This is a genomic window from Collinsella aerofaciens, from assembly GCF_028206995.1.
Taxonomy (GTDB): domain Bacteria; phylum Actinomycetota; class Coriobacteriia; order Coriobacteriales; family Coriobacteriaceae; genus Collinsella; species Collinsella aerofaciens_AQ.
This window is the reverse complement of record NZ_JAQLFL010000015.1, coordinates 16998-39579: the sequence shown is the minus strand read 5'-3', so window position 1 is coordinate 39579 and position 22582 is coordinate 16998. Positions and strand designations below refer to the sequence as shown.

The following is a 22582-nucleotide window of genomic DNA, read 5'->3' as shown; positions in this document are numbered from 1 at the left end:
CTTTCGGAATGCGGGGTCTTTTCAGACAGAGCATACCGAGTCCCCGGAATCTCCCACGACGCCTTGCCGCTGCGGCACCAAAGGCGACCGGGCTCCTCACCCGGGACAGCAGGCGGGACGCCCTCCCAGGCGTTCCGCGGTACGGCGAGTTGTTATTATTCTCATCCCCCAGGGCTTTCCGCAGCCTGTTCTGACCTTATGGCCTGTTATCCTTTTTTTCTTCTTATTATTGTTCTTGTTGTTCTCATTGTTTCGGGCGCGATGCAAAATGCCGTGCCGGGTGATGACCACCCGGCACGGCGCCCCAAATAAATGGAGGGCGAGACAGGAAAGCTGTAGAGCATGACCCTCCATCTGCCCAAGTATCCCAAACGGCAGAATACTTCAAGCTCTCATGCCGCATAGGCAGCCGTCAACGTTCCGGGGCATCTTCAACCTCGACGGCGTCATCACAGTTCCCCGCATACATCTCCGCCAGGTCATCGAGCGAGGTGGACGGAGCGTCCTGCTCGCTGACCGTGCGGTCGAGGCGCGCATCCATATCCTGGTCGGCATTGGACCTGATGCGTTTGGAGGCCTCGTCTTCCGTGACCCGCGCGGGAAGCGCGTCGATGGAGATGGCGAGCGCGATCAGGTAGTTCGTGTCGTGCTCGTCCACGACCTCCTCGAAGACGTTATAGGGGATTTGGGCGAAGGCACCCGACTCGCCGGCGAGCGCCCGGGCGAAACCAGCGCCGTCATATGCATCGCCGAGCTCCCCACTTTGCTGGATTTCCTCACCCGATGCCCAGAGGCCGATCTCGTTTCGCTGCCAGACCTTCACCTGCAGATCCCAGCCTCGGTCGAGGGAGGGGCCCTCGATGGCATGGCAGTCCACGAAGATGGGGGAGCGCCCCGGCTTCTTCACGACCCACGCGGCGCTATGGTGAACCAAGTCCTCTTTTGCCTTCTCTAGGAAATACGGCTGGTGATGGGTTCCCATATCTTCTCCTAACGCTCGCAAATCGATATTTCAAGGTCCGCAGACCGTGTATCCGACTGGATGGAATCGCGAGAGTCGGCTCGTTCGCCGATATGCCCAAACTGCTCAAAGGCATCGCGGGTGATGTAGATGCCGAAGCGTTCGGCGAGCTCATTCTCGATGCCGAGGTCCGCGTGTACCACGCCCACGGCGCATGCACCGTCGGGCAGCGCGAGCTCGCCGGTGTGCTTGATATCTATGTCCCCGATTGCACGGCCTTGGAAGAAGTCCGTGAGTTGAAGTGTATATCCCGGATGGGAGGTACGGGAAAGCATGTACGACACGCGATCACCGCTCGACCAACAATATGCATCCATGGTTCCATTCATCAGCCTAGAGACCATGCTCGTCTCCCTGACCGTGTTTCGGGCGATGACCGCATCCGCCAAACTGAAGTCTTCAGAGACGTATGCCGCATCGATGAGCTCTTCAACGGGCTCGAAAGCGATGGGGGAGATATTGCGGTTGATTCCCATGCAGTCTCCTAACGCTCGCAGTTCGATATTTCGCGGTCCGAATTTTGCACGCGAAATTGAACAGATTCGCAACTCTCGGGCACATCGCCGCACCGACCGAACCGCTCATACGCATCTGGCGTGATGTAGATGCCGAACCTCTCGGCCAGCTCGCCCTCGATACCCAAGCCCGCATGCTCCACGCCCACCGCGCATGCTCCGTCCGGCAGGCGCAGTTCGCTGGCGTGTTTGATATTGGTATCCCCGGTCGCGTGTCCTCGGGCGAAGCTGGTAAGCTGGAGCATGTATCCCGGATGGGAGGTGCGGGAGAGCATATACGCAACGGCCCGCCCACTCGACCAGCAATATGCATCTATGGATCCGTTCATGAGTTTCCAGACCATGCCCGTCTGCTTGACTGTGTTTCGCATGATGATGGCATCCGCTGCTGTGAAATCACCGGACTTATAAGCAGTGATGAGGAGTTTCCTGACAGGCTCGAAGGTGATGGGGAAGATGTTGCGGCGGTTATCCATGGGACGCTTCCAAAACTCTATCTAGACGCCTATACGCAGAAGTTCCATGGCATGTTCACGGTCGAAGGAGGCAGTGAGCTTGCCGAAACGTTCGATATAGCCGATATGCTCAAGGCGCTTCACCAGGCGGCGGAACGGCTCGTATTGCACGCCTGCCTGATTCGAGAGTTCCCGAATCGTGATGCGCTGGCCGACGCTCTTCTCGAGGGCATCGAGAGCCGCCATGTAGAATTCCCGCTCCGATGGGGTCAACTTGAAGTGGCTCGGGTCGCAGCGGTTCGAGATTTCTTCGGCTGCGGCTTCGGCGCGGTGATAGGATTCCGTGGGGATATGCCTACCCGAGGCCTTTTCGAGCAGGCAGAAGAGCCTGAGCGACTGTCGCGCCGTAAGCGAGAGGGTGAATTCGCCCGCAGGAGAGCCAAGGGAACACTTCTTGACCACCAGCTTGGCGATTTCACTGGATGGAATCGGGTCGAGGGACGAGTACCCGCCATCGAGCAGGTACAGCTTTGCAAGCATCTCAACGAGTTCTGCGCGGTTGAGCGAGATTTCGCAGGAGCCTTTGACGATCATCGTAACCTCCTAGGCGATTGCCACGTTACCGTACGTATCGAACTCGATGAGCTTCTTGACCTTGAGGGAGAAGAGGATTGATTCGAGCGTGGATTCCGCAGGGGCGGTATCGATATTCTTCTGAAGTTCGGTTTTGCTCACGGCATGGCCCCTGTTGTCGTATAGGTAGAAGAGAATCTGCTGCTCGGTCCTCTCGAAATAACTGTCCTGTTCGTTCATATGTGTCTCTTTTCATCGACGACGCTTGTTTCGGAACAGGATACGGGACAGATTTGCGGGCGATCAGTTCCTTGCCGCAGCGGCATATCTACCGATTTCGAAAGCTCTGTTAACGCTCTGTCGGCTGAACCGCATAGTCGAACCCATCGCCAACGCAGCACCCATCCAGACGGCCCGCGATATCGTCCAAACCTTCCTCTAGCCCTTCCTCGAGCCTGAATCCTTCGGGGACATCGAGCACGCCAGCGGAGCAGAGCTGCGTGATGGTCAACTCTATATAGTCCCTACCTCCGTCTTTTGACATTTCGCCCAGCAGGGAGGGGGAGTTCTCCAGATCGGGAGTCTGCATCACCGCATCGATGTTCCACACGTTCGCCTCGATTCCCCTGCCCTCGAGCATGTCCGCCACATCGCTGCGCGTCCATTTGACGGTCGCATCCTCGATGATATCGGGGTCGGCGATATCCCATGCGACCGACAGGTCATCGACGCGCACGGCATCTCCCGACCATTCGCCGGTCTTGCCGTCATACCCCTTCACGACCGCGAACGGCTCATCCCCGCCGCAAAACAATATCGCCGTCGAGCCGAACCTCACGAGTTCGACGTTGCCCTTCGGGTCGGGTGCTATCCCGGTGTCCCGGATATCGACATTCATTTCCGCCCTCCTAAAATCTCGTTTTGCCGCTGCCGGCAGGTCTCTGCGGTTGCAGCGGTTCAAGGTCGACGGCCTCCATGAGGTCGCTGAGGGATTCCATTCGCCCGTTTCCGGTGAATTCCCAACCGAAAATCACGCAGATATCCCGTTCGATGTTGAGGATGCCGCCGGTCGTCTCAGCCAAGCGGACCAGGAGGCCCTCAGCGGAAGACCCGCGTCGCATATGGAGACGCGACATTTCCCTCGAGAGGTCTGCGTTCTCCACGGCAATCACCTTGTCACTCAGCGACTTGGCGATGAACAGAACTTCAAATTTCATGTTGCCGTGCGCCATGCCCGGCGTCTCATCTAGAATCAGCTTGCCGCCATCCAAGATAAGCTCGAATTCTTGCGAGTCGTTTCCGAGCCCATAGCGACCGTCGGTCAGCTTGGACACGAAATCGCCGACATTGCGCGGTTGAGCCCTGGTGAAGGACACCGTGTCCGAAAATAGGTAATCGCAGGCTCCCGAGGCAGAATCCTTGAGAATGACGATATAACCGGATGTGTCGATGGCTTCGAGCATGGAGCAGACGTTGTCCGTTGCGCTGGAATCGTAGAACCCCGCCTCGGATTCGAGCTCCTTGCCGAATGCGGTGCGGACGACGTCCTGTGCGAACCCGATGTCCGACCGTAGGTCATCATAGACAGCTTGGTCTTCGCCCGCCCGCCGCCAAGCGCTATCCAGAATCTCATCGGTCAATCCGTTCGGTATCTCGACGTCTGGAAAGCGGGACGGCTCCGCAATTCGCGAGACGGCTTCACGCGCCCAGCTATTGCATATATCCTCGACGAGTTCCTGTATCCGCGAGGCCCCATGCGATAGGACGATATGTCTGTCCGGTCGGACGCGTGCGGTCTCGGCTGCCTTCATGACGGTCAACAGGGGGTTACCGAGGTTGATAAGCGAGCAACTTCCCACCGCCTTGGAGATGACCATCTCATAGCTTTCCCCTGCGGAGACGTCTCGAAGCCCGCGGAACTTTTCCGCGACCGAGAAGAACTTTGCCGGGATAGCGGAGATTCTCGCGGATGCGGTATCGCCCCCGTCCTGGGAGAGGATAAGCTGCCCATTGGGTTCGGGGTACAGTCGCTCGCCTTCGCGAACGGAACCCGAGATGAAGGCACCCGCCTTCAATCCATCCTGTTCCGCGGCCCATGAATCGCCTCGGCGGCCGAGGAGAACCGCATCGGGCACCTTGAATCCTTCAAGAACCTCTATGGGAATTTCCCGCATTGCCACTGTCGTTCCGATCCTTTCGATATTCTGCACATTCGTATAGCCTGACTTTACGAATGCGAATAGATGCATACCGAAAGGGGGACAGAAGTAGACGCGAGCGGCAGAAAGAGAGGGGATACCCCTGCGGAATATCCCCTCTCTTTCTAGCTTGTATACGGTTCTAGAACTCAACGTCCTTGTCGTAGAGGTCGAGCTCGGGTCCTGGGATGATAGTCGGCAGTCCCGCTTGTCGGTCCGCCGCCTCGTCGCTCTTCGCATCGCACAGGTCGCTCAGCGGCATGTCCTCGTCACCGCCCCGATGGTATTCCAAGGCCGCATCCTTGCTGCCTTGGCGCGACGCCGCCGCATCGCGGTCCTCGAGCATCTGCTTCGCGTCTGCGGCGGCATGCGGCATTTCCCTGCCGGATGCCTCCAGATTCTGCTCGTAGTCGCGGGCGTTGAGAAGGCGGGCATCGTAGGCATCCTCGATGCCGGCGACCAGAGCGCCGGCGCTGAATTCCTGCGGAGTGCGGAAGTCATAATCGAAATTGCTACGGGAGTCTTCGCCGCTGATGGGGTAGACGCGGATGGGCGTATCCGACTTGAAGCTCGCCGTGAAGGGCTTACCGGACTGCGCATAGGCGAGCTGCCTGTCCGTGAGGAACTTGCTCACGATCATGCCGCCGAGGTCCCGGGTGCCGACCATGGTATGGAGAGGGAGCTTGCACAGCAGGAAATTCTTATCTGGGCCGTCCTCGACGGGAACGGTCTTGACCTTCATATCGCAGGGGGCGAAAGTGAGCCCCGTGTATTCGTGGGACACGTCACGTTGATGCTCAGACTTGGAGGCTTCCTTGCACTGATAGGCCGCCGCCACGGCAGCCGCAAGATCACAAGGCATGACTGCGGGGTCGCCCTCGCCGGGGTAGTCAATGCGACGGTTCTGCTCATCGTACTTGAAGAATCGCACATCGCGGTCGGAGCGGAAACCGTACTTCACGGGCTTCCCCGCATCCTTGTCCTGCTTCATGAACTCACGGGCGGGCATGGAGACCTTCAGGCCCGAGAGGTCCTTGCCTCCGACCATGGTGCCCTTCGGCATCGTCATGTTGATGCGCAGGCGCTCGTTGCCGTTGCGGTCCATATACGGTTTCACGCGGACGTCCTTGTTCTCGAAACTGATGTTGATGTACTCGGGCTTCTTATCCGCGCCGTTGCTTTCCATATCCTTCTCCTTATTATTCTTATTCTTGTTGTTATCCTTGTCCTCTTTGACTTTCTCATCTCGCTCGGCAGTTTTCATATCCGCCACCTCGGCAACGTCCGCCTCGCCCTCAAGGTCACGGGCGATATCCTTGCGCTTGGATGCGGCATCGACTTCCGACTGCACGAGGTCGCCGAGACTCATCGTCTTCCCAGTTGGTCTTCTCACCGTCTCGAGATGGATACCGCCATAGCCGTTCTCGAGGGCGCGGTCGACCATGCTCTCGAGCTTCGCTCGCATCTCGCTGCCCTCGGGTAGCTGTCTGATGGCCTCCTGCACGCTGATCGCGGCATTCTTGAAGCCGGCCACGGCCTTCTCGCAATCGATGCCCACATCGCCCTTATGTATGTTTTCCACGGGATGCCTCTCGCGATCGAGTTTGACCTCATTCCGGACGATATCGATGACGTCGTGGTACCCGTAATCGAGCTGGCTGCTGATTCGCGGCCTGACCCCGCAATCTCGCAGGAAGGCCCTGAACTTCTTGAGGGTCTGCTCGGAAAGACCGCCGCTGGGGACGAGTTCGTACTGCGCGGTGTCGAAATCCACCGCCGTCTCGATGGCGGCGCGGTAGAAGGGATCCTCGCGATCGCCCTTGTAGCCCCAGAAGCTGTCGACCACCGGGCCGCACACAATCACGGCGTCCTGTCCGGAATCGATGGAGCGCCGGTTGAGGTCGGCCTGAATGGACGCGAGCTCGACGCAGCTTTCGAGCGAGCCGTCTGTCAGCCGGATCGCCTGTTCATCTCCGCCCATCGCCTCGAGCTCCATGTTCCGCCGACAGGAGGGTACGGCGCTGGCGCTGTAGCCCATTTCGGTAAGAGCGCCGGCGATGAGGTTGCCGAGCGTGTTGGTGTTCGGGCCGTGCAGGTTGATGACCAAGGCCATAGTGACTCCAATCGCTTCACGTTGCGTATTTGATTCAGAGTATGGAAGCCGAGGGATTCTAGACGGGACGATGGGACGAAAGTAAAGGGTGGGATACCGCATTAACGTCATCCCGCCCTCCATAACGGATTCGCAAGCCTAATAGTTCGCCAGATGTTCCGCGGCGTCGAGCATGGGCAGGCCGACACCTTCCATGCCGTAGCGCATCGATTGGGCCTCATCGGACTTCTCATCGCAGAGCGAATCAAGGCTCTGCTCGCTACCCGGCAGTTTGTCGGGATCCATATACGGCGCGGCCTCCATGGACACGATCAGCTCGACGATTTCCCGGTTCTCATCGATGGCGGCGGGCAAATCGACATCCTCGATATCGCCCTCGAAACCAACGGGTCGGAAAGGCTCCAAGATGACCGAATCGTAATCGTTCTGGTTTCGCGTATTATTCGGGCAATAGAAATAACAGGATTCACCATCGACCGTTACCGTACCGGTGATGAAGCCATCGTCGTTGTAGCTGTCGATTTCGACCCCGATATCCGGTCCCTGCGTGCGGACTTGCTCCTTCGCCTGCGCCCGCTCGGCGATACGCGCCCACTCTTCAGGTTCGAGGCTGAAGCGGTCAGCCATGGTGTCGAGAAGCTCTGGCACGGACTGCGTGCTGATGATATCACGCCCTGCGAGAAGCTCGGCCAATCCCGCAAGGCTCACGTCGAAGCCCATCTTCTCAAGAGCCGATGCGATGTACTTGCATTCATGCGCCTCATTGGCAAGCGTCGCGCAATATGTCTCGCTGCAAAGCTCGACATCGTGGAAGTTCTCGAGAGCCTCGATCTCGTCATCATCGAGCACTAGCTTCAGTGCATCCATATTCTTCTCACAGGCATCCGCCAGATCGTCCGCACGTGCATCCGATAGCCTGCGTCCGCTCTCCTTGAAAAACGCCGCCTGCACCTCCTCGGTGTTGGCGCCGTCGGCGTACACGTAATAACCCTTGGCCGTGGCGTATGCCACATTGGCCAAATCAATCTTATCGGCATCGATATCGTCGAGCTTGGAGAAGGACAGCGTCGCCTTGTCCTGCCCGCGACTCAACTCGACCTCGATGTCGTTTCCGAGCTTTCGCACAGAGCAGTCGACATCGTTGATGATCTCGAACGGGTCATTCTCATCGACCATCAGCTCGATATCCGAGCTGATGCCCTCAAGTTCATATCGGCTGGCATTGCCAAGCCAATCGATTATATCGTCGATGTTGTCGCGGGCATCCTCGAGAAGGCTTGCCTTGCTGACGCTCTCGAGATGCCCATAGCCATTGAGGCGGAAGAAATCGGCATCCTGATCGACACGGCGGGCTTCATTAAGCGCTTGCGCCACGTCCCAATCGGTGACTTCGGCGGCTTCCTCCACAGATTCATATGTATCGAATTGCCCGTACTGGTTCGCCAAATCCCATGCTTTCGCACAGTCCAGCAAATCGTTATCGTCTGCGTGGTTGAGCAGGTAGTCTTTCAAGCCGACGCGGTTCATGGTTTCCTCCAAACAGCGAAGTTCATTTCATCCAAATCATCGCAAGCGCCCCGAATCGAACCGATTGCGGGACACAAGTAGACACTGCAATTGTGTAACTGGATTCCACATATGCGTCATGCCTAGTTAGCCAAAACCACGGGGACTATCTCATGCGCATATTTCCTTGATTTCTTTTTCTTCTTATTCTTCTTATTACTTTTTTCTTATTGTTCTTCCTACATACGTACGGCTGATAGCGCTCCATACGGCCACCGAGCCACGCACAAGCATCGGAACGGAAGTACCCATCCATACAGGCGCTCCCGTATTCCGCCTGCCTACTTGGAATCGCCTTCACTGAGCCTGCCCGGCATAATCGTCAGCGGGAGTTCATCGCCGCACTTGAATTTGATTTTCACGGGGGTCTGCAGGTCGTCGATATTCCAGATGGCGATGCCGCTCACGGTCTGCCCCGGCTCGACCTCGACGGACTCGGGATTCCGGAAATTGCCCTCGCTATCGTATAGTGCCCCGAACTTCAGGGTCTCGCCGGCCTGCGATGCCGACAGCAGGTCGATGGGCGAGATTACGGTCTTTTCACTCGACTTGTTTGACAGGAGGAGGTCGCAGACGAGAACCTTCTGCTGCCCGAACGAGCCGGAAGAGGCTCCTGTCGCAGTTGAGGAATCGACGTTCCAAGACCCCCTGCCTAGGCGATATCCGGTGACGCTGATATTCACCGAGGAACGGTCGGGTTCTATGCTTGCCGATTGCGGGATATTGGATTGATCGATGTTGCCGCAGCCGCACAGACCGCCGACCGCAATGCCGAAAGCGACCGCGACCGCGGTCGCGGAGAGGATTGATCGCTTCATGTCTTATCCTGTCTATCTTGAAGGCCACTTGGGGTATGGCCGTTAACAGAATGATAGCACAGCGATAATCCATAAGGCGAGACTCGGCGCATCGTTTAAATCGTACTTGTTTCTCGCTATGCGACTCCGGCCAGTATCATGCCGAGAATCACACCGGACAGGTTGCAGGTGCAGTGCGCGATGGCGCTCGAGACGATTCCGTCGCGCTGGCGAAGACCGCCCAGGACAAGGCCGCAGACGAGAGCATAGGCCGATTGCACGATATTGAAATGGAATGCGGCGAACAGCGCTGCTTGGACGAGGTTTGCGGCCCAGAACGGAAGTCCGTGCCGCTCCAGTGCTGTCAGCGACACGCCGCGGAAGCACAGCTCCTCGGCAAGTGGGTCGATAAGGGCGAGCCGAAACAGGTAGGGGAGCGTGATGGCGGCTGTTGCCGCGGTATCGACCTTGGAGAGAAGGGCGATGGCACCGATTGAGACGGCCTGCAGCACGATTCCAGCGCTGATGGCAGAAAGCACGGCGGCTAGTCCCAAGCTATACCCAAGGCTATCGATGCCGAGACCCTGAGGCCGATACAGCGAGACCATGACCAAAAGTACGAATATCGACGAAATGGTATGCGCGACGTCATCGGGCAGGCCCGCCGCGAGGGTTATCAGTCCCGCGGCGAGAAGCGAGATGCCGAAAAGCGCGGGCGCGATAAATGCATAGCGCAGAGAGATGTCACTGCCCATGGAGCCGACCCCTATCTGGCACGGATTGCCTTGCCTGCGCACAGGCGCCTGCCGATGGCACGGACACCATTCACGCAGACAAAGACGCCACCTGCGGCGATAACGGCGGTCGCGGCGAGCGCGATGAGGCCGAGGGCGACCGTGCCGCCGTCGATTCGCACCTCGTCCGCGAGCGCTTCCTGCGCGATATAGCCGGCAAATCCGAAGGAGCCCAGACAAGAGAGCCCCGTCAGGACGGCACAGCGCTCCGTGTCGTTCCAGGATTCCGTATGGGGTCGGACGGTGAATAGGAACCCATCGGTCATCTCGACCGGCTCCCCGACCTCCAGCCCGTTGGACTCGAACAGGGGCCGTATTAGGCGGAACGTCTCCCTGTTCGTCACATGCCTCGTGGCCCCCGCCTTTCTGAGTACGATTACCGTGAGTTCTTCCATGCTATTCATAGTCGGTCTCCTTAGACCAGATCGTCGATGATGTTCCGGATGCTGTAGCGCGGGAGCTTCTCATTCGGGAAGGAATACCTGAGCAGCGCGAGAGCTGCATAGCGCACCGACATGCGCATGTTCGGGTCGGGGATGAGTGCGATAAACCTACAGTAACGGTTTAGAGTCTCGTCTTCATCGGGCAGAAAACCGCGAACGGCACCGAATCTCAGGCAGTCGGAGGGATGCATGCCGTCTGAATTGCGGGCCATAGGGGAAGGCTTGAGATAGGGGAGTTGCTCGCCGGAGAGCGGGTCGCAAGCGCATTCGATGCGATATCCGCACATCAGCTCATGGATGGCGAGATTGAAGGTATCTCCGATCCGTCCGTCATCCGGCCAAGCGCAATTCTCGAGCAAGGCGATGGCACACCCAGCGATATGGCATTTGTCCGGCAGATAGTCGAGGACGAGCGTCAGCGTGGCGCCGAGCAGATCGGCCACTCCATCGCGAAACAGGGAATCGCCCGCAAACAGGGAATCGCCCACATCAGCGCCATAGCGTTCGAGCATATCGGCGATAAAGCCGTCTACCTCGGCAATCTCGGTCGGAAAACACGCCTGCCCGCTTTCCGGAGATTCCTTGTCCTTGTTATCCTTTTCCTCGTTCATTTCCTTTTCCCTTTCTCATCGAATACGAACTCGACCTTGCCCGATTTATCCGCCGCCAACTTGAGCTTCGCGCTGAATTCCTTGCCCGCCTTGGACTTGAAACCTGTGATTTTCCCGGTCGCGCCCCCATCGAGCAGTTTCCCGAGTTGTGCCGCGCTTAGCTTCTTGCCGGCCACGGTCTTCCAGATCGAGAAGCCGCAGCCCTCGGTCTGGATCCACTTGCCATCATCGTCTCGTTTGCCCTTGTTGGAGGAACAGCTGCACGCCTTGGCCTTGGGTCCTCGGTCGATGACGTCCGCGCCGCAACGCGGGCATTTCCCGATGACCTTGAAACCCACTGAACCCAGGCTGCCCAATTTCTCGCCGTTTCTCTTCATGACCTCGATATCATGGACGACCATGTCGGTAACGGAATTCACCACCTCATCGGCATCGATCTCGAACCTGCCGACCGCCTCCATCTTGTTGAAGAGCTTCTCGGTGGCTTCAGGCGATGCTATCTGGCATCCATCCAGCAACTTGTAGGAGACCGCGCCGCAGTCGGTAAGCGACAGCGTTCCCTTCTTCTCCCTCATGAGGGCGCGGTCCTCGTCCTTGGTGATCTCGGCGAGCGTACTGGTGCGCGTGGCACCCGTGCCGACGTTGTACTTCTCGAGCCGTTTCGTGAGCCATTTCATGGTCGGCTTCTGCGGGCGCTTGTTGGCGCCCTCGAAACAAAACGGGATGGCGGTCTTGCCGAATTCGGCTGTATTCTCCTTCTCGGCGCCCTCCTGGGCTTCCTCCTGCGAGGCATCGGAATCGAAAATCGCCTTGAAGCCACGCAACAGCGGCACCTGCGTCGACCCCGTGAACTCGGGGAAGTCGGCGACATGCGCCTTCACGAGTTCATACTCGTAATCCTCTGCGATCATCGAAAGGTAGTTCTTGGCGAGCACGACGTAGATATCGCGTGCGCACTTGCCATATTTATCGAGCGCGTCGAGGCTGGCGGGGACGTTCACGCCGGGTCGGTTGGCTCCATGCGCCCCGCCCTCCTTGACGTGCGTCTTGCGGGCGGTCCTGTGTGAGCAGACGGCCGGGTCGACCCCGACGACGGCACAGATCTTGTCCACCAAGGGGAGAAGCTCATTGAATTGCTCCGGTGTGATCTGCTTGTCCTCGGTGCGGGGGTAGCTCACCACCTGGTCCTCATACATCTTCTGGTAGCACGCAAGCACGTCCGCGGGCTTATGTCCGCGTCTTGCCAAGATGCCGGACAGCCCTGCGAGATCGAGCAGCTTGCCGGGCGCGGTATGCTTTTTCGTCCTGGAGTCCTCGATTACGTGCGACTCATGGAAAGGAGTCAAATCGACCTTGTCGGCGGAATCGAGACGCCATTCGTCCCCGTCCTCATAGGTGCGTGCGAAGACGTTACCGTTCTCGTCGCGGAAACGCGCCTCGAAGAAGGGCTTCTTGACATAGCCGTTGTACGCCTCGAGCTGGTCGCCCGTGAGCTTTACCATGACCGACTTCAGGCGCCCCTCGCGCACGACCGTTCGGAACCCGTGGTCGCGGGCGATACAGGTCGCGGCACGTACGAACTGCATCGACGCGAGGTCCCAGCGCTCGCGGACATGCGCCTTGACGAAGTCTCCGTCCTCTTCCATGGCCCCGAGCGCCTTACGGCCCCTAAAGGCCTTCTGGACGCTCGCGGGGGCCTCGTCGGTGAAATACATGCGGCTGGTCTTGCCGCGCCATCCGCACTTCTCGAGCGCCTCCCACGCCAAAAGCTCGCCCTCGCCGGAAGGGTCCACATCGGTCGCGATGCAGACCTCGTCGACTCCCGAGAGTTCGCGTTTCAACTCAGAGATGACATCGGAGCAGTCCTTCAGCACGCCCTTCTTCCAACTGAACTGCGCGAGATCCCATGGCAGGCCGGCGAGAGACCATTTCTGCATGCCTTCCGCTTGGTCGGCGGGAACCTGCTTGTCGGGCGGCAGTAGGCCCATGACGTGCCCCCTGAGGGCGCATATCTTGTATGGCACACCGGCATACGAACCGGAACTTCCTCCGAGAGCCTTCGCGAAGTTACGCTTCGCACTCGGTTTCTCTGCGAGAATGAGAATCATCGCAGCTCCTTTCAAGGGGAGGACGGGGCATGCTGCTGCCCTTGGTTTTCCAAGCGGAATCGATCTCTCGCGCCTTCAGCACGGCGCGGAGCATTGGCCCCTCATCGCATCCCATGAGCCAATCGCAGGGTACGCCGAGGACGAGGGAGAGCCGCAGGATGCATTCGTAGTTCGGAAGCCGTGTCCCCGACAGGTACTTCTTGAAGGAATCCTTGCTGATGCCGCAGACGCGACCGAGTTGATACAGGTTCTCGTAACCGCATGCCTCGGCGGCCCTGCGCAGGCGCACCTTGAAGCGCGCCTTGCGCAGGGCGACAGTACGGTCGGTATCGGGATCGGTCGCGACCACGGCCATCAGCCACCCAGAATGCTGCGGGCGATTTGGGTCGATTTCAGAAGCGTCATGGCGAGGACGAGGCATGCGGCAATCACCTTGACGAGAACGCCGAGCGTGTCCGTGACGCTGATGCCATGGCTGATATCGCCCGCGACCGACACGACGATGAACGGGAACATGTAGAGGACGACGATCATGATGACGCCGGCGAGGCAGAGAGATAGGAATTGTTTGAGATATCCCCATCCCCAGCTGCGGGTCTCATCGAAGCCCATGAGGGCAAACGGAATCGGGGCGAACATGGCGGTCAGGTAGATCTCGAGGGCGCGTCCGATCATCATGTAATAGGAGATGACGACCGCGAAAGAACCGACAACCCAAGCGAGCAGGCACTCTAGGCAGATGATGAGACCTTGGATGAACTGGGTGTCGTCTGCGAACTTGATGAGCGTATCGTTACCTGCCCAGGTATGGATGACATCGGCGGCGCTGCCCATCGAACTCGCCGTGGTGTTGGCTGACTTGATGATTCCGAGAACCATCGTGTAGAGGTCCTTTACGATACCCAGGCCGTTGCGCACCATATACATCATGACGGCGCACCAGACGAATAGCGAGATGACCTCGCGAACGGAAGGCATCATGCCGCCGCCCTGATCCATCTTCTTTGCGATTTTCAGAAGCTGGAGAAGCATGCCCATGGCGAGCAGGGTTGCAGCGACCGGCTTGATGGCGGCATCGGAGACGTTCTCGATGAAGGCAGACAGGCTGAACCTACCGCCGTAGGATCCGAGGAGGTTATCGAACCCGAGCAGCAAGTCGGAAGACTTGAGGCTGGACTCGATTCCCTGGAACAGGGCCTTGAGGAAGCCGTTTGCCAAGGGCTCGACTGTCTGCTCTTGAAGTACTTTGAGAAGGGCGGTGAAGGCACTGCCGACCCAGTCTTGAATCGCGCCGGCGACGGTCGTAACGATATCGTCAAGGCCCCAAGCGGTTGCGCCCCGGGGAGTGGCGAGAGTCCCGATGGCGAAGATGGCGAGGGAAATTGCAAACGTCGCGATGGCCCGCCTATATGATGGGCTGCTGACACGGTCGAGGCGTTTGGCCATCGAGCTGCATGCTGAGGCTATGGCGCCTTTCGACTTGTTGATGATGCCCTCGTTGCGGGCATAGCCCAAGGCATCGAACCTGATTGCGGCGGCATCCGTCATTGAACATCGACCTCCTCGAACTCGTGCGTGTCGGTGTGATAGGTGACGTTGATGCGGGTACTGCTGTCGCCGTCGCCCGTATTGGCATTCCTGATGCCGAAGCTGAACGTCTTGACTCCGTTTGCGAAGACATCGGTCACGGCTCCGTCCCAGACGAGTTCAGTGGTAGTCGAGTGGTTGGCGAGCAGGTAGTCTACAAGCGAGGCGCGAAGCTCTTTGGTTTTTCCATCGATGGACGATTTGAAATTCGGGTCGTCGAGAGCGGGAATCGAGACATCTTCGCAGGAACGGCTGTTGGTGTAGCCCCCCTCGTTGTGAAAGAGGTCGCAGGAGATATCGTGGTATTTGTCATTGCCCCCGCCGTTGGCCGCGGGGTTGACGGTCGAGAGGGTCATGATATGGGACTTGCCATCGGAATCGATGACGGACAGCACGTTCCAAGAGAGAGCTCCGGACTGGTCGGCGCCGAGCGTGTCAGCCGCCGTGATGGCGAAGGACTGCTTTTTGGTTACCGTCTTGGTTTTATCGCCGTCGGTATCACCGTATTTTTCGGTAATGATACCGTCCTTGATGGTCATCGAGCCTGTGCCATCGACAGCGCCCCATTTTGAGTTCTCGAGGGTGGCCACGATACCCAGCGTGGCATCGTCATAGTCCTTGGCCACGTCTCGCTGTGCTTCGGACAGCGAGACTTTCTCCTTTTGGCCGCCATCGGTGCCGGCGTCTTCCGAACGTTCGATCTGATCATGCTGCTCGGTCGGGGGATTGCCTCCGTCTCCGTGAGCGACGCATGACGTGATGCCGTTCATCGCGATGAAGAGAACTATGCCTGCGGCGACTGCGACGATGGCCGTATTGTTCTTAAGAAATTCGAAAAACTTATCCATCCTGTCTCCTTCCTCATCATGGCTATTGCGAGAGGTTGATGCCTCCGAGCCAACCCCATCTGCATCCGGTGCCTGCACCGTAGAATCTGATAAAGGCATCTAGGCTCTTAACCGTGATGGGTCCCTCGTTGCTCATGACTTTGTTGTTACCGATGTAGATGCCGACGTGTCCGTATGTGAGTCCCGCCGATCCGGTACCCGGGTGGGAGACATCGGCGATGATCATCCCGACCTTGAGTTCGTTTCGGTTGGAGCTATGGCACCAAGAGCGACACATATCGCAGGCGTTGCCCCCGTAGAAGCCGTAGCCCGCGTTCCTGAAGACGTTGGAGACCCATGCGGCACACAGGCCCTGACCGGGTGTCGGGGTCGCGTAAGCCGAATTGACGATTGCCTGCTGGCGGGCCGTGGCTCCTGCGATTTGCGGGGCGCCTCCATTGGCACCATGGTCGCCATCGGCATCCCCGCCATTCTGCAGCGCCTCGAGATACCTTTCTGCAGCATCGTAACGAACCTTCAGGCGGGGGATACCTGCGACCTCCCAGCCATAGAGGAACTGGCGAACGGCGTCTTTGACATCGGTTGCTGCCAAAAAGCCCCTTTTCGAGCCTTCGACATAGGAGCCGGATGGTGGGTCCTCGGACATTGATTCGGGCGAGTGGTCATATGTGTTGATGTGGTAACCGCTCCACCAATTTGATTGCCACTTGTCATGATCCCAGAAAAAATCAAGTTGGACACCGACATCGGTCCAAGACTTGCCGACTGAATTGGCGTAGTTCACGAGATTGGTGTGACGGCCGTTCGTCCACTGACATAGGCCGATGCCGTTCGCGTTGGTGCCGCCGCCCTCTTCCGAACCGGCATGCATGCCGCTCTCTCCATACATATTGCCCATGATGGCGGCTATCTGCACATCACCGAGCCCCTTTTCCCTGAAGAAGGTTGCGACCTGAGTCTCGGTTTCATTCAGGCCTTGGACGGTAGCCTGGCTCGGATCGCAGAAAAGCGCGACGATGAACAAGATGATGAGTAGGACGACGACGGCAATGACGGCGAGGACGGAGCTGCCGAGGGCGGCGGCAATACTGCCGAATAGACCGGACAGGAAAGAGCCGATACCTTGAACGAGCGCGGCGAGACTTTGAAGAGCCTGCTTGCCGGCATTTGCCAATCCGGAAACGAGCTTACCGATAAGGTTTGCCTTTTCGTTCGCGTCGGCGATTTCCCCCGCAGCGGCCTTAGCCTTTGCGATGGACATAGACCTACGCTGCATGGAATTTGAAAAGGAGGCGCGCTGCACATCTCCAGATGTTCTCGCAGCACTCTTCTCGGCCTGCGACATGAGCTGCGACTTGCTGCCACCCTTGGCTTTGGCTCGGGCATTCTTGAAGTCCTTGGCCTTGCCGCGGACATAACGTCCGGCGCGGGCGGCTTCATCGACCTTATCGAGTCCATCGAGACTTTCATCATCGTCAAGCGCAAGAATGGCGGCCTTGGAAGTCTCGGCGGAAGATGAGAAGAAGCTGCGTGCGCCGACTTGCTTGCCGACAGCTCTGCTGGCCTTGATTGAGCGCCCCGCGGCTACAGCGGCGCGGGCAGAGGACCTGACGGCGGTGCCGGACACCGAATCGTCTCCGATGGAGGCGACGGCAGAATTGACGACTGCATTGGCTGCTGCGGATTTGAAATTCGCTACCGCCTGGGCTCTCTTCTCGGCCTTGGTGATGAACTCCGAGGCTTCCCTGTGGGCCGCGACCATGTTATCGGAGGCGGCTTGCACATTCTCCTTCTCGTCGATGACCTTTCGCGCTGCGGTGCGCACGCTGTCGGGAGCATCCGAGACGCTATGGCCGTCTGCGGCTTTGCCGTCGTGTGCGGCATCGCCGCGAGACTTGCCGGCCCGCTTGGAAGCGGTGCCCGCCGCCTCGCGCTCCGTCTGGGTCATGAAGCCGAAGTCGTGCGAATCGGACACTCCGGCTCGCTCGATGCCGTCGGCACTCGTTCCCAGACCGTCCTTGAAGCCCTCCGCCCTCGCGGCGGAATCGGAGAAAGCGGATGCCTGGTTGCCCGAACTCCATCCCGATGCGTCGAGCGTCTCCAAGGCATCCTTCTCGGCAGCGGCGAAGTCCTGCTTCGCCTGCACATAGGCGACCTTCGAGTTGTCGAGGTTTTCCTGAATCTTCTTGCTGAGGTGTACGTCTTTTGCGGTGCCGCCGGAAAACATATCGGTGGATGCCCACGATGCGGATGGACTCCGCTTCGCACCGAACCCGACCGCCTCCGGCACGGAGACGGCTTTGTCCTCTGCGGGGCCGTTGGCCCCGGTTATGGGGAAGGCGCCGCCAAAAGACTGCTGTCCAGCCTGTAGGTTACCCAGGTTCTGTCCGGGACCGCCTGCCGGCTGGTCGAATCCGGTCCTGCCGGCATCGTAGGCGCCCGAGAAGGCATCTCGGGCATCGGCCTGCACGGACGCGGCGGTGCCCTCGATGAAATCGCGTGAACCGGCGATGCCGGCCGCATCGACCCCATCGATGGAGGTCATCATGTTCTGCTGTGCCATGGCGCGACGGGCGGCTCCGTCTGCAAACGGGCTGCCGGACGCCTGCTGCTCCATACGGGAGTTGAAGGCGGAGGGGACTTGCTGAATCGGCTGCGCCGCGACTGAAGGGCCGGCTTGCTGGGGCTGGCCGAAGCCCTGCCCCGCACCGTTTGCGGTCTGGTCGAATCCGGTCCTGCCGGTATCGTAGGCGCCCATGTTCATGCCGGCCTTGAATCCGTCCTGTTCGCTTCGGCGGTCGCCGAGAGAGGCGCTGGAGGTATCTTGGGCGCTCTGGGTGCTGAAATTCAAGGCGCTCGGGGAAGGGGCTGCATGTTGGGGTTCTTGCGAGGACGATACTGCCGGATTGACGGCGTCGACGGCGGCGGCCCCTGCGGAATAACCGGATCCGACTGCCTCGGTATGGCGGGAGAAATCCGCAGCGTTGTCGGAGGCCCTTCGCATGCCGTCATCATATGCCGCCGCGGCCTGCTGCTGACGCTCGATTTCAGAGGACACGCCCGCTACGCTGCTATTTTTCGAATTGGGCGCAGCGCTTGAGTTTCTATTTTTGGAAGCGTCTGGCAAGGTGTCCTCCTTTCGGAATCGAAGTGGTTACGGTGTCGAAGTATCGACCCGGCAGCCGGAAACATGGGGGCAGTTGCCGCAGCGGCAACTGCCCGTCTCCACATTTGGCTAATCGTCGGATTCGACCTCTGAATCCCGGGGGGCCTGTTTAGGCTCGGTGCGCTTCTTCTTGCGGCCGCGAACCCGCTTTCGGCGGCGGAATTCGTCCTGCGGGGCCACGTCCTCGGCGGCATCGCCGTGCTTGGCGGCCTCGAGGGCCTCGCGGGCCTTCTTCTCCGCCCACTCGTTCGGGTCGGTCGAAAACAGCTCGTAGAGATGGTTATCGGTCGGGAACTCGCCCTTGATCGGCACGCGGGCCGATCCGAAGACGAGAAGGCCCCAACCGCGCGGGGCGCCCTCGTCGATGCAGGCGACCTCGAGGGGCGACAGCCCCAAGGCATCCGCCCAGTAGTCGCGGTCCTCCTTGGATTGCTTGAGCAGCATGATGAAGTCGGAGTTCTTGACGATGGCGTTGGCGTCCTGGTTGCGGATCATGGATTCGGTCGACTGCGTGATGCCCGTCAGGTACATGCCGAACTTACGGCACTCGTTGGCGAATCGGCGGAAGTAGTTGAGTACCGACGGGTACTTGAACAGCGATTCCATCTCCTCGATGTATAGCCATGTCCTTCGGCCGTGGTCGAAGTTGCTGTACATGATGTTTCGCACCGTCTCGCAGAACGAGATCAGCGCGAAGACGAGCATGGAGTCGGGCACGTCCTTGAAATTCAATCCGACGGTGCGGGCCGTGAGGTCGATGTCGGTCTCATGGTTGAAGAAGTTGGAATAGCCGCTGACGAAACGCTCGTAGCGCAGTGCGATGTTCTGCGCCATCGGCTCGGGCTGGAGCTTCAGCTCCTCGTAGAAGTCCTCGAGGATAGGCTCACGACCGCCTTCCAGGTTGTAGCGGCGGAAGATGTTCTCGACGCAGCGCTGGATGATGGAGCGCTCCTCCTCGGAGAACACCGTCATGGTCTCGTTGGCCGCCGCAGCCGCCTGCGCGATCATGGCGTCCGCCTTGAAGGCGACCTGCGTGCCGAAATCCTCGGATTCGCGGCGCTTGTCCATGCCGAGCGGGTTCAGGTGCGCGTTGAGGCCGACGCCGAACGACGCATAGGTGCCGCCCGCATGCTCGACCAGCAGCTTGTATTCGCCGGCGCGGTCGAAGATGATCACTTGGTCGTCGGGTTTCGAGAGCAGCGTTCCCTCGATCTCGTTCTTGGCGAAGAATCCCTTGCCCGATCCCGTCTTGCCGGAGATGAAGCCGACGGGACTTGCCAGGTTGGCTCGATTGCCGAACACGAGGTTGTTCGACAGTTTGTTCTGGTAGTACCAGCTACCGCCCTCCTGCTCGAGCTCCTGGGTGGCGAAAGGGACGAAGATGCACGCCTCCGACGTGGTGAAGGGTCGCGAGATCTCGATATGATTGAGGCCGAGGGGCAGAATCGAGTTCAGGCCCTGGCGCTGGCGGTACTCGAGGGTCTCGACCTGCACGCCCGCAGAGGACGCGACGTCGAGGATCTGCAGCACCTGCTCGGTCAGCTTCTCGGGGGACTCCGCCCAAGTGAAGATGAGGCCGGAGAACATGAAGAGGTGCTGCTGCTGGCCTTGGAGCTGCGTGAGCAGGTCCTCGGTCTCCTCGCGGGAATAGCGCAGCTCGGAGGGCAGGATCGAGTAGTCGTAGCCCTGCTGGACGGCCTTCTTCTGCTCCTCGATGGTCTCCGCGTCGATCCAAGCGCGGCGGGTCTTGACGAAGTTGATTGCCTTGGCCTTCTCCATGGGCTGGAGGTACCAGGTCACCTCGATGGGCATCGACATGTTCACGAGGTTGGCGACGACCGTATCCTCGAGGGGGGAGTCGTACTTGCGCATGACCAGGACCTGGCAGTACTTGTCGTCGACCTTGAAGTACATGTTCGAGCCGTCGGGCTTGAAGTTGATGCTCATCGGCGCGATGAAATCCTTGGAGCTGTCGGGGCTGTAGATCGACAGGTCGCGCTCGTAATCGAACGAGAACTTACGGTCGGGGCGCAACAGCGATTGGAGGACGGAGAGGCGCTCGAGTCCCGTCATCGGCGTGACGTCGCAGCGGATTTGCTCGAAATTGCCCGTGAGGTCGGTATTGATGCGCGAGAAACGCGTGCGTGCCTCGATGGGGTTGTTGGCATGGATGCCGATCGTCATGTAGCGGGCGCGTTTGATGTTCGAAACGCCCTCCGCGAGCTTATCGGAGAGCACCTCGTTCATCGTCTCGGCGTCCTCCTTGAGGACATCGTTCGCCTGGCATGACGGGTCGTAGAACTGGCGGTCGCGGATCTGGTCGTGGCGCAGCGGGGTATTGATGACGGAGAACTGCACCGTGGTGTCGGCGGGGAAGTAGTTGTAGATATCGCACATCGCCGCGAGGATGGTCTTCTGGTCGTCGTCGCGGGCGTTCTGGTAGGTGATGTCGTCGAAGGAGAGGGTCTCGGAGTAATAGCCGTCCTCGACCTCGCAGATGCCGTTCTCGAACATTCGGTTGTAGCCGATCGCGTCGACGACGTTCTTCGCGTTATCGCGGCGGCGGCGCTGCTCGGCGGTGAGCTTGTCGCTCTTGGAGCTGCGCTCCTTGAGCTTCTTGGTCACCTCGGCGGCGCTTTTGGCCTGCGTGCGCTCGGCCTCCTTCGCGGCGGCGCGGGCGTCGCGGATTTCGTTGCGCTTGCCGGCGAGCTCGCGGTCGAGTTCCTTGTGGACCTTCTTGACATAGCGCTTGCGCTCGCGCTTGCTCATCTTCGCGTACTCGGGATCGAGTTCGAATCCGACCTCGCCTGGGCGGCGGAGACCAGCAGCGAGCGTCTCCATATTCTTGAAGCTCTCATCCTTGTTAGCCATTAGTCGCTCCAAAAGTCTTCAATCTGTCTCTTGTTGGGGTCTTTGATAGTCATCGGCTCGAGCGCACCGCCCGGCTCCCACATCTCGATGCCGTTGGTCTTGTAGAGCTTTTCCAGCTTCTTGCCGTTGGCCTTACCGCGGGCGTCCGCATATTCCTTCTCGAGTGCATCCGCCTCGGCCTTGAATTCGCCGCGGTTGCTGGCGCTGACGTAGACCAGGCACTGCTCGTTGAAGTTGTGCGCGAGCCACAGAGGCGCGAACTTCTCGAAATTCAATCCGTGGGGCGTATAGAAGCCGAGCAGCGCGGCGGGTGCGGCGGCGAGCCAGACAAGGTAGATGACATCGTTGATATCCACATGGAACACAAACGTGCAGAGCATGCCGAAAGCCAAGGCGCAGCCCACCGCCGCTCCGATGCAGATGATCGTGCGTGCGGTGAGGCCGCCGATGACTTTGGGCTGATACTCGGTTACATCCTTGTGGACAGGTACCGACAGCACCCGCTTAGCCTCGCACCCAGCCGGTGTCGAGCGTGCCGAAATAAAGCGCCGCGGCGGAGACGATTACGCCGCCGATCAGCGTGCCGACGCCTGCGGCGATGGCGGCGCCGTTGCCGGATGCGCCGTTGTGGACGTTGATGCCGATGGTGACGCCGCCCCAGACGACCATGATGGCACCGAGCATCTGGATGCCGCCCTTGAGCAGGGAAGTGATATTGCCGAGGATGCCGCCTGCGGAATCGAGTTGGCCGAGCTGGACGGTGGCGACGGCGAGGGCGTGGTAAATCGGGTTCATATGTAATCCTTTCAGAAAAGTCGGCGCAGATGCGCTAAATCGACCATGTAGCTTGAAAATGTCTCATTGGTCCAAATGCGCCGAATGTGCTACTATTCCTATGCGCCGAGAGGCGCCAGGG

21 protein-coding genes are annotated in these 22582 nt (G+C 59.3%); all 21 read right to left on the bottom strand.

Annotated elements, in window-relative coordinates; translation table 11 throughout:
* Nucleotides 1-412: 412 nt before the first annotated feature.
* The 21 genes from PMX60_RS09155 to PMX60_RS09055 all read right to left on the bottom strand — a co-directional run bounded on the left by PMX60_RS09155 (nt 413) and on the right by PMX60_RS09055 (nt 22461).
* Nucleotides 413-982 carry a hypothetical protein gene (locus tag PMX60_RS09155; protein ID WP_271747670.1) on the bottom strand — a complete coding sequence of 190 codons (570 nt, stop codon included), beginning with the start codon at nt 980-982 and terminating at the stop codon, nt 413-415.
* A gap of 8 nt (nt 983-990) precedes the next feature.
* Nucleotides 991-1497: a hypothetical protein gene (locus tag PMX60_RS09150; protein WP_271747669.1), complete on the bottom strand. Its 507-nt coding sequence runs from the start codon at nt 1495-1497 to the stop codon at nt 991-993.
* An 8-nt stretch (nt 1498-1505) separates the two neighbouring features.
* Complete coding sequence (locus tag PMX60_RS09145) at nt 1506-2012, bottom strand: hypothetical protein (RefSeq protein ID WP_271747668.1); 507 nt, start codon at nt 2010-2012, stop codon at nt 1506-1508.
* Nucleotides 2013-2033: 21 nt separating this feature from the next.
* Entirely contained in the window at nt 2034-2585 is a 552-nt protein-coding gene (locus tag PMX60_RS09140; protein WP_271747666.1) for a hypothetical protein, read from the bottom strand.
* A 9-nt stretch (nt 2586-2594) separates the two neighbouring features.
* A complete protein-coding gene (locus PMX60_RS09135) occupies nt 2595-2804 on the bottom strand; it encodes a hypothetical protein (RefSeq protein ID WP_271747665.1) in 210 nt (69 codons plus the stop codon).
* A 109-nt stretch (nt 2805-2913) separates the two neighbouring features.
* Complete coding sequence (locus PMX60_RS09130; protein WP_271747664.1) at nt 2914-3462, bottom strand: hypothetical protein; 549 nt, start codon at nt 3460-3462, stop codon at nt 2914-2916.
* A gap of 10 nt (nt 3463-3472) precedes the next feature.
* The gene (locus PMX60_RS09125; protein WP_271747663.1) at nt 3473-4774 is read right to left on the bottom strand and encodes a hypothetical protein; all 1302 of its coding nucleotides are present in this window, start codon (nt 4772-4774) and stop codon (nt 3473-3475) included.
* A 130-nt stretch (nt 4775-4904) separates the two neighbouring features.
* The gene (locus PMX60_RS09120; RefSeq protein ID WP_271747662.1) at nt 4905-6875 is read right to left on the bottom strand and encodes a hypothetical protein; all 1971 of its coding nucleotides are present in this window, start codon (nt 6873-6875) and stop codon (nt 4905-4907) included.
* A gap of 138 nt (nt 6876-7013) precedes the next feature.
* Entirely contained in the window at nt 7014-8402 is a 1389-nt protein-coding gene (locus tag PMX60_RS09115; RefSeq protein WP_271747661.1) for a hypothetical protein, read from the bottom strand.
* Nucleotides 8403-8722: 320 nt separating this feature from the next.
* Complete coding sequence (locus tag PMX60_RS09110) at nt 8723-9259, bottom strand: DUF5067 domain-containing protein (RefSeq protein ID WP_271747660.1); 537 nt, start codon at nt 9257-9259, stop codon at nt 8723-8725.
* A gap of 116 nt (nt 9260-9375) precedes the next feature.
* A complete protein-coding gene (locus PMX60_RS09105; RefSeq protein ID WP_271747659.1) occupies nt 9376-9993 on the bottom strand; it encodes a CPBP family intramembrane glutamic endopeptidase in 618 nt (205 codons plus the stop codon).
* Between the two features lie 11 nt (nt 9994-10004).
* On the bottom strand, nt 10005-10436 hold the full coding sequence (locus PMX60_RS09100; protein ID WP_271747658.1) for a hypothetical protein: 432 nt from the start codon (nt 10434-10436) through the stop codon (nt 10005-10007).
* Nucleotides 10437-10447: 11 nt separating this feature from the next.
* Nucleotides 10448-11086 carry a hypothetical protein gene (locus tag PMX60_RS09095; RefSeq protein WP_271747657.1) on the bottom strand — a complete coding sequence of 213 codons (639 nt, stop codon included), beginning with the start codon at nt 11084-11086 and terminating at the stop codon, nt 10448-10450.
* Nucleotides 11083-13194 (bottom strand): DNA topoisomerase, encoded by a 2112-nt coding sequence (locus tag PMX60_RS09090; protein ID WP_271747655.1) that lies wholly within the window; start codon nt 13192-13194, stop codon nt 11083-11085. Before PMX60_RS09090 ends, PMX60_RS09095 begins: the two co-directional genes overlap by 4 nt.
* A complete protein-coding gene (locus PMX60_RS09085; RefSeq protein WP_271747653.1) occupies nt 13154-13549 on the bottom strand; it encodes a helix-turn-helix domain-containing protein in 396 nt (131 codons plus the stop codon). Before PMX60_RS09085 ends, PMX60_RS09090 begins: the two co-directional genes overlap by 41 nt.
* Complete coding sequence (locus tag PMX60_RS09080; RefSeq protein WP_271747652.1) at nt 13549-14742, bottom strand: type IV secretion system protein; 1194 nt, start codon at nt 14740-14742, stop codon at nt 13549-13551. The genes PMX60_RS09085 and PMX60_RS09080 overlap by 1 nt, the downstream gene beginning before the upstream one ends.
* Entirely contained in the window at nt 14739-15629 is an 891-nt protein-coding gene (locus tag PMX60_RS09075) for a hypothetical protein (protein ID WP_271747651.1), read from the bottom strand. The genes PMX60_RS09080 and PMX60_RS09075 overlap by 4 nt, the downstream gene beginning before the upstream one ends.
* 22 nt (nt 15630-15651) lie before the next feature.
* Entirely contained in the window at nt 15652-18687 is a 3036-nt protein-coding gene (locus tag PMX60_RS09070) for a phage tail tip lysozyme (protein WP_271747650.1), read from the bottom strand.
* 177 nt (nt 18688-18864) lie between these two features.
* Nucleotides 18865-21666: a VirB4-like conjugal transfer ATPase, CD1110 family gene (locus PMX60_RS09065; protein WP_271747649.1), complete on the bottom strand. Its 2802-nt coding sequence runs from the start codon at nt 21664-21666 to the stop codon at nt 18865-18867.
* A complete protein-coding gene (locus tag PMX60_RS09060) occupies nt 21666-22166 on the bottom strand; it encodes a PrgI family protein (RefSeq protein ID WP_271747648.1) in 501 nt (166 codons plus the stop codon). The genes PMX60_RS09065 and PMX60_RS09060 overlap by 1 nt, the downstream gene beginning before the upstream one ends.
* A gap of 4 nt (nt 22167-22170) precedes the next feature.
* Nucleotides 22171-22461 (bottom strand): hypothetical protein, encoded by a 291-nt coding sequence (locus PMX60_RS09055; protein WP_152078576.1) that lies wholly within the window; start codon nt 22459-22461, stop codon nt 22171-22173.
* Between the last annotated feature and the right edge of the window lie 121 nt (nt 22462-22582).

Excerpts from the sequence above, each read along its gene's own strand:
- PMX60_RS09155 (WP_271747670.1), bottom strand. The coding sequence starts at position 982 with ATGGGAACCCATCACCAGCCGTATTTCCTAGAGAAGGCAAAAGAGGAC.
- PMX60_RS09150 (WP_271747669.1), bottom strand. The coding sequence starts at position 1,497 with ATGGGAATCAACCGCAATATCTCCCCCATCGCTTTCGAGCCCGTTGAA.
- PMX60_RS09145 (WP_271747668.1), bottom strand. The coding sequence starts at position 2,012 with ATGGATAACCGCCGCAACATCTTCCCCATCACCTTCGAGCCTGTCAGG.
- PMX60_RS09140 (WP_271747666.1), bottom strand. The coding sequence starts at position 2,585 with ATGATCGTCAAAGGCTCCTGCGAAATCTCGCTCAACCGCGCAGAACTC.
- PMX60_RS09135 (WP_271747665.1), bottom strand. The coding sequence starts at position 2,804 with ATGAACGAACAGGACAGTTATTTCGAGAGGACCGAGCAGCAGATTCTC.
- PMX60_RS09130 (WP_271747664.1), bottom strand. The coding sequence starts at position 3,462 with ATGAATGTCGATATCCGGGACACCGGGATAGCACCCGACCCGAAGGGC.
- PMX60_RS09120 (WP_271747662.1), bottom strand. The coding sequence starts at position 6,875 with ATGGCCTTGGTCATCAACCTGCACGGCCCGAACACCAACACGCTCGGC.
- PMX60_RS09115 (WP_271747661.1), bottom strand. The coding sequence starts at position 8,402 with ATGAACCGCGTCGGCTTGAAAGACTACCTGCTCAACCACGCAGACGAT.
- PMX60_RS09110 (WP_271747660.1), bottom strand. The coding sequence starts at position 9,259 with ATGAAGCGATCAATCCTCTCCGCGACCGCGGTCGCGGTCGCTTTCGGC.
- PMX60_RS09105 (WP_271747659.1), bottom strand. The coding sequence starts at position 9,993 with ATGGGCAGTGACATCTCTCTGCGCTATGCATTTATCGCGCCCGCGCTT.
- PMX60_RS09100 (WP_271747658.1), bottom strand. The coding sequence starts at position 10,436 with ATGAATAGCATGGAAGAACTCACGGTAATCGTACTCAGAAAGGCGGGG.
- PMX60_RS09095 (WP_271747657.1), bottom strand. The coding sequence starts at position 11,086 with ATGAACGAGGAAAAGGATAACAAGGACAAGGAATCTCCGGAAAGCGGG.
- PMX60_RS09090 (WP_271747655.1), bottom strand. The coding sequence starts at position 13,194 with ATGATTCTCATTCTCGCAGAGAAACCGAGTGCGAAGCGTAACTTCGCG.
- PMX60_RS09085 (WP_271747653.1), bottom strand. The coding sequence starts at position 13,549 with ATGGCCGTGGTCGCGACCGATCCCGATACCGACCGTACTGTCGCCCTG.
- PMX60_RS09080 (WP_271747652.1), bottom strand. The coding sequence starts at position 14,742 with ATGACGGATGCCGCCGCAATCAGGTTCGATGCCTTGGGCTATGCCCGC.
- PMX60_RS09075 (WP_271747651.1), bottom strand. The coding sequence starts at position 15,629 with ATGGATAAGTTTTTCGAATTTCTTAAGAACAATACGGCCATCGTCGCA.
- PMX60_RS09065 (WP_271747649.1), bottom strand. The coding sequence starts at position 21,666 with ATGGCTAACAAGGATGAGAGCTTCAAGAATATGGAGACGCTCGCTGCT.
- PMX60_RS09055 (WP_152078576.1), bottom strand. The coding sequence starts at position 22,461 with ATGAACCCGATTTACCACGCCCTCGCCGTCGCCACCGTCCAGCTCGGC.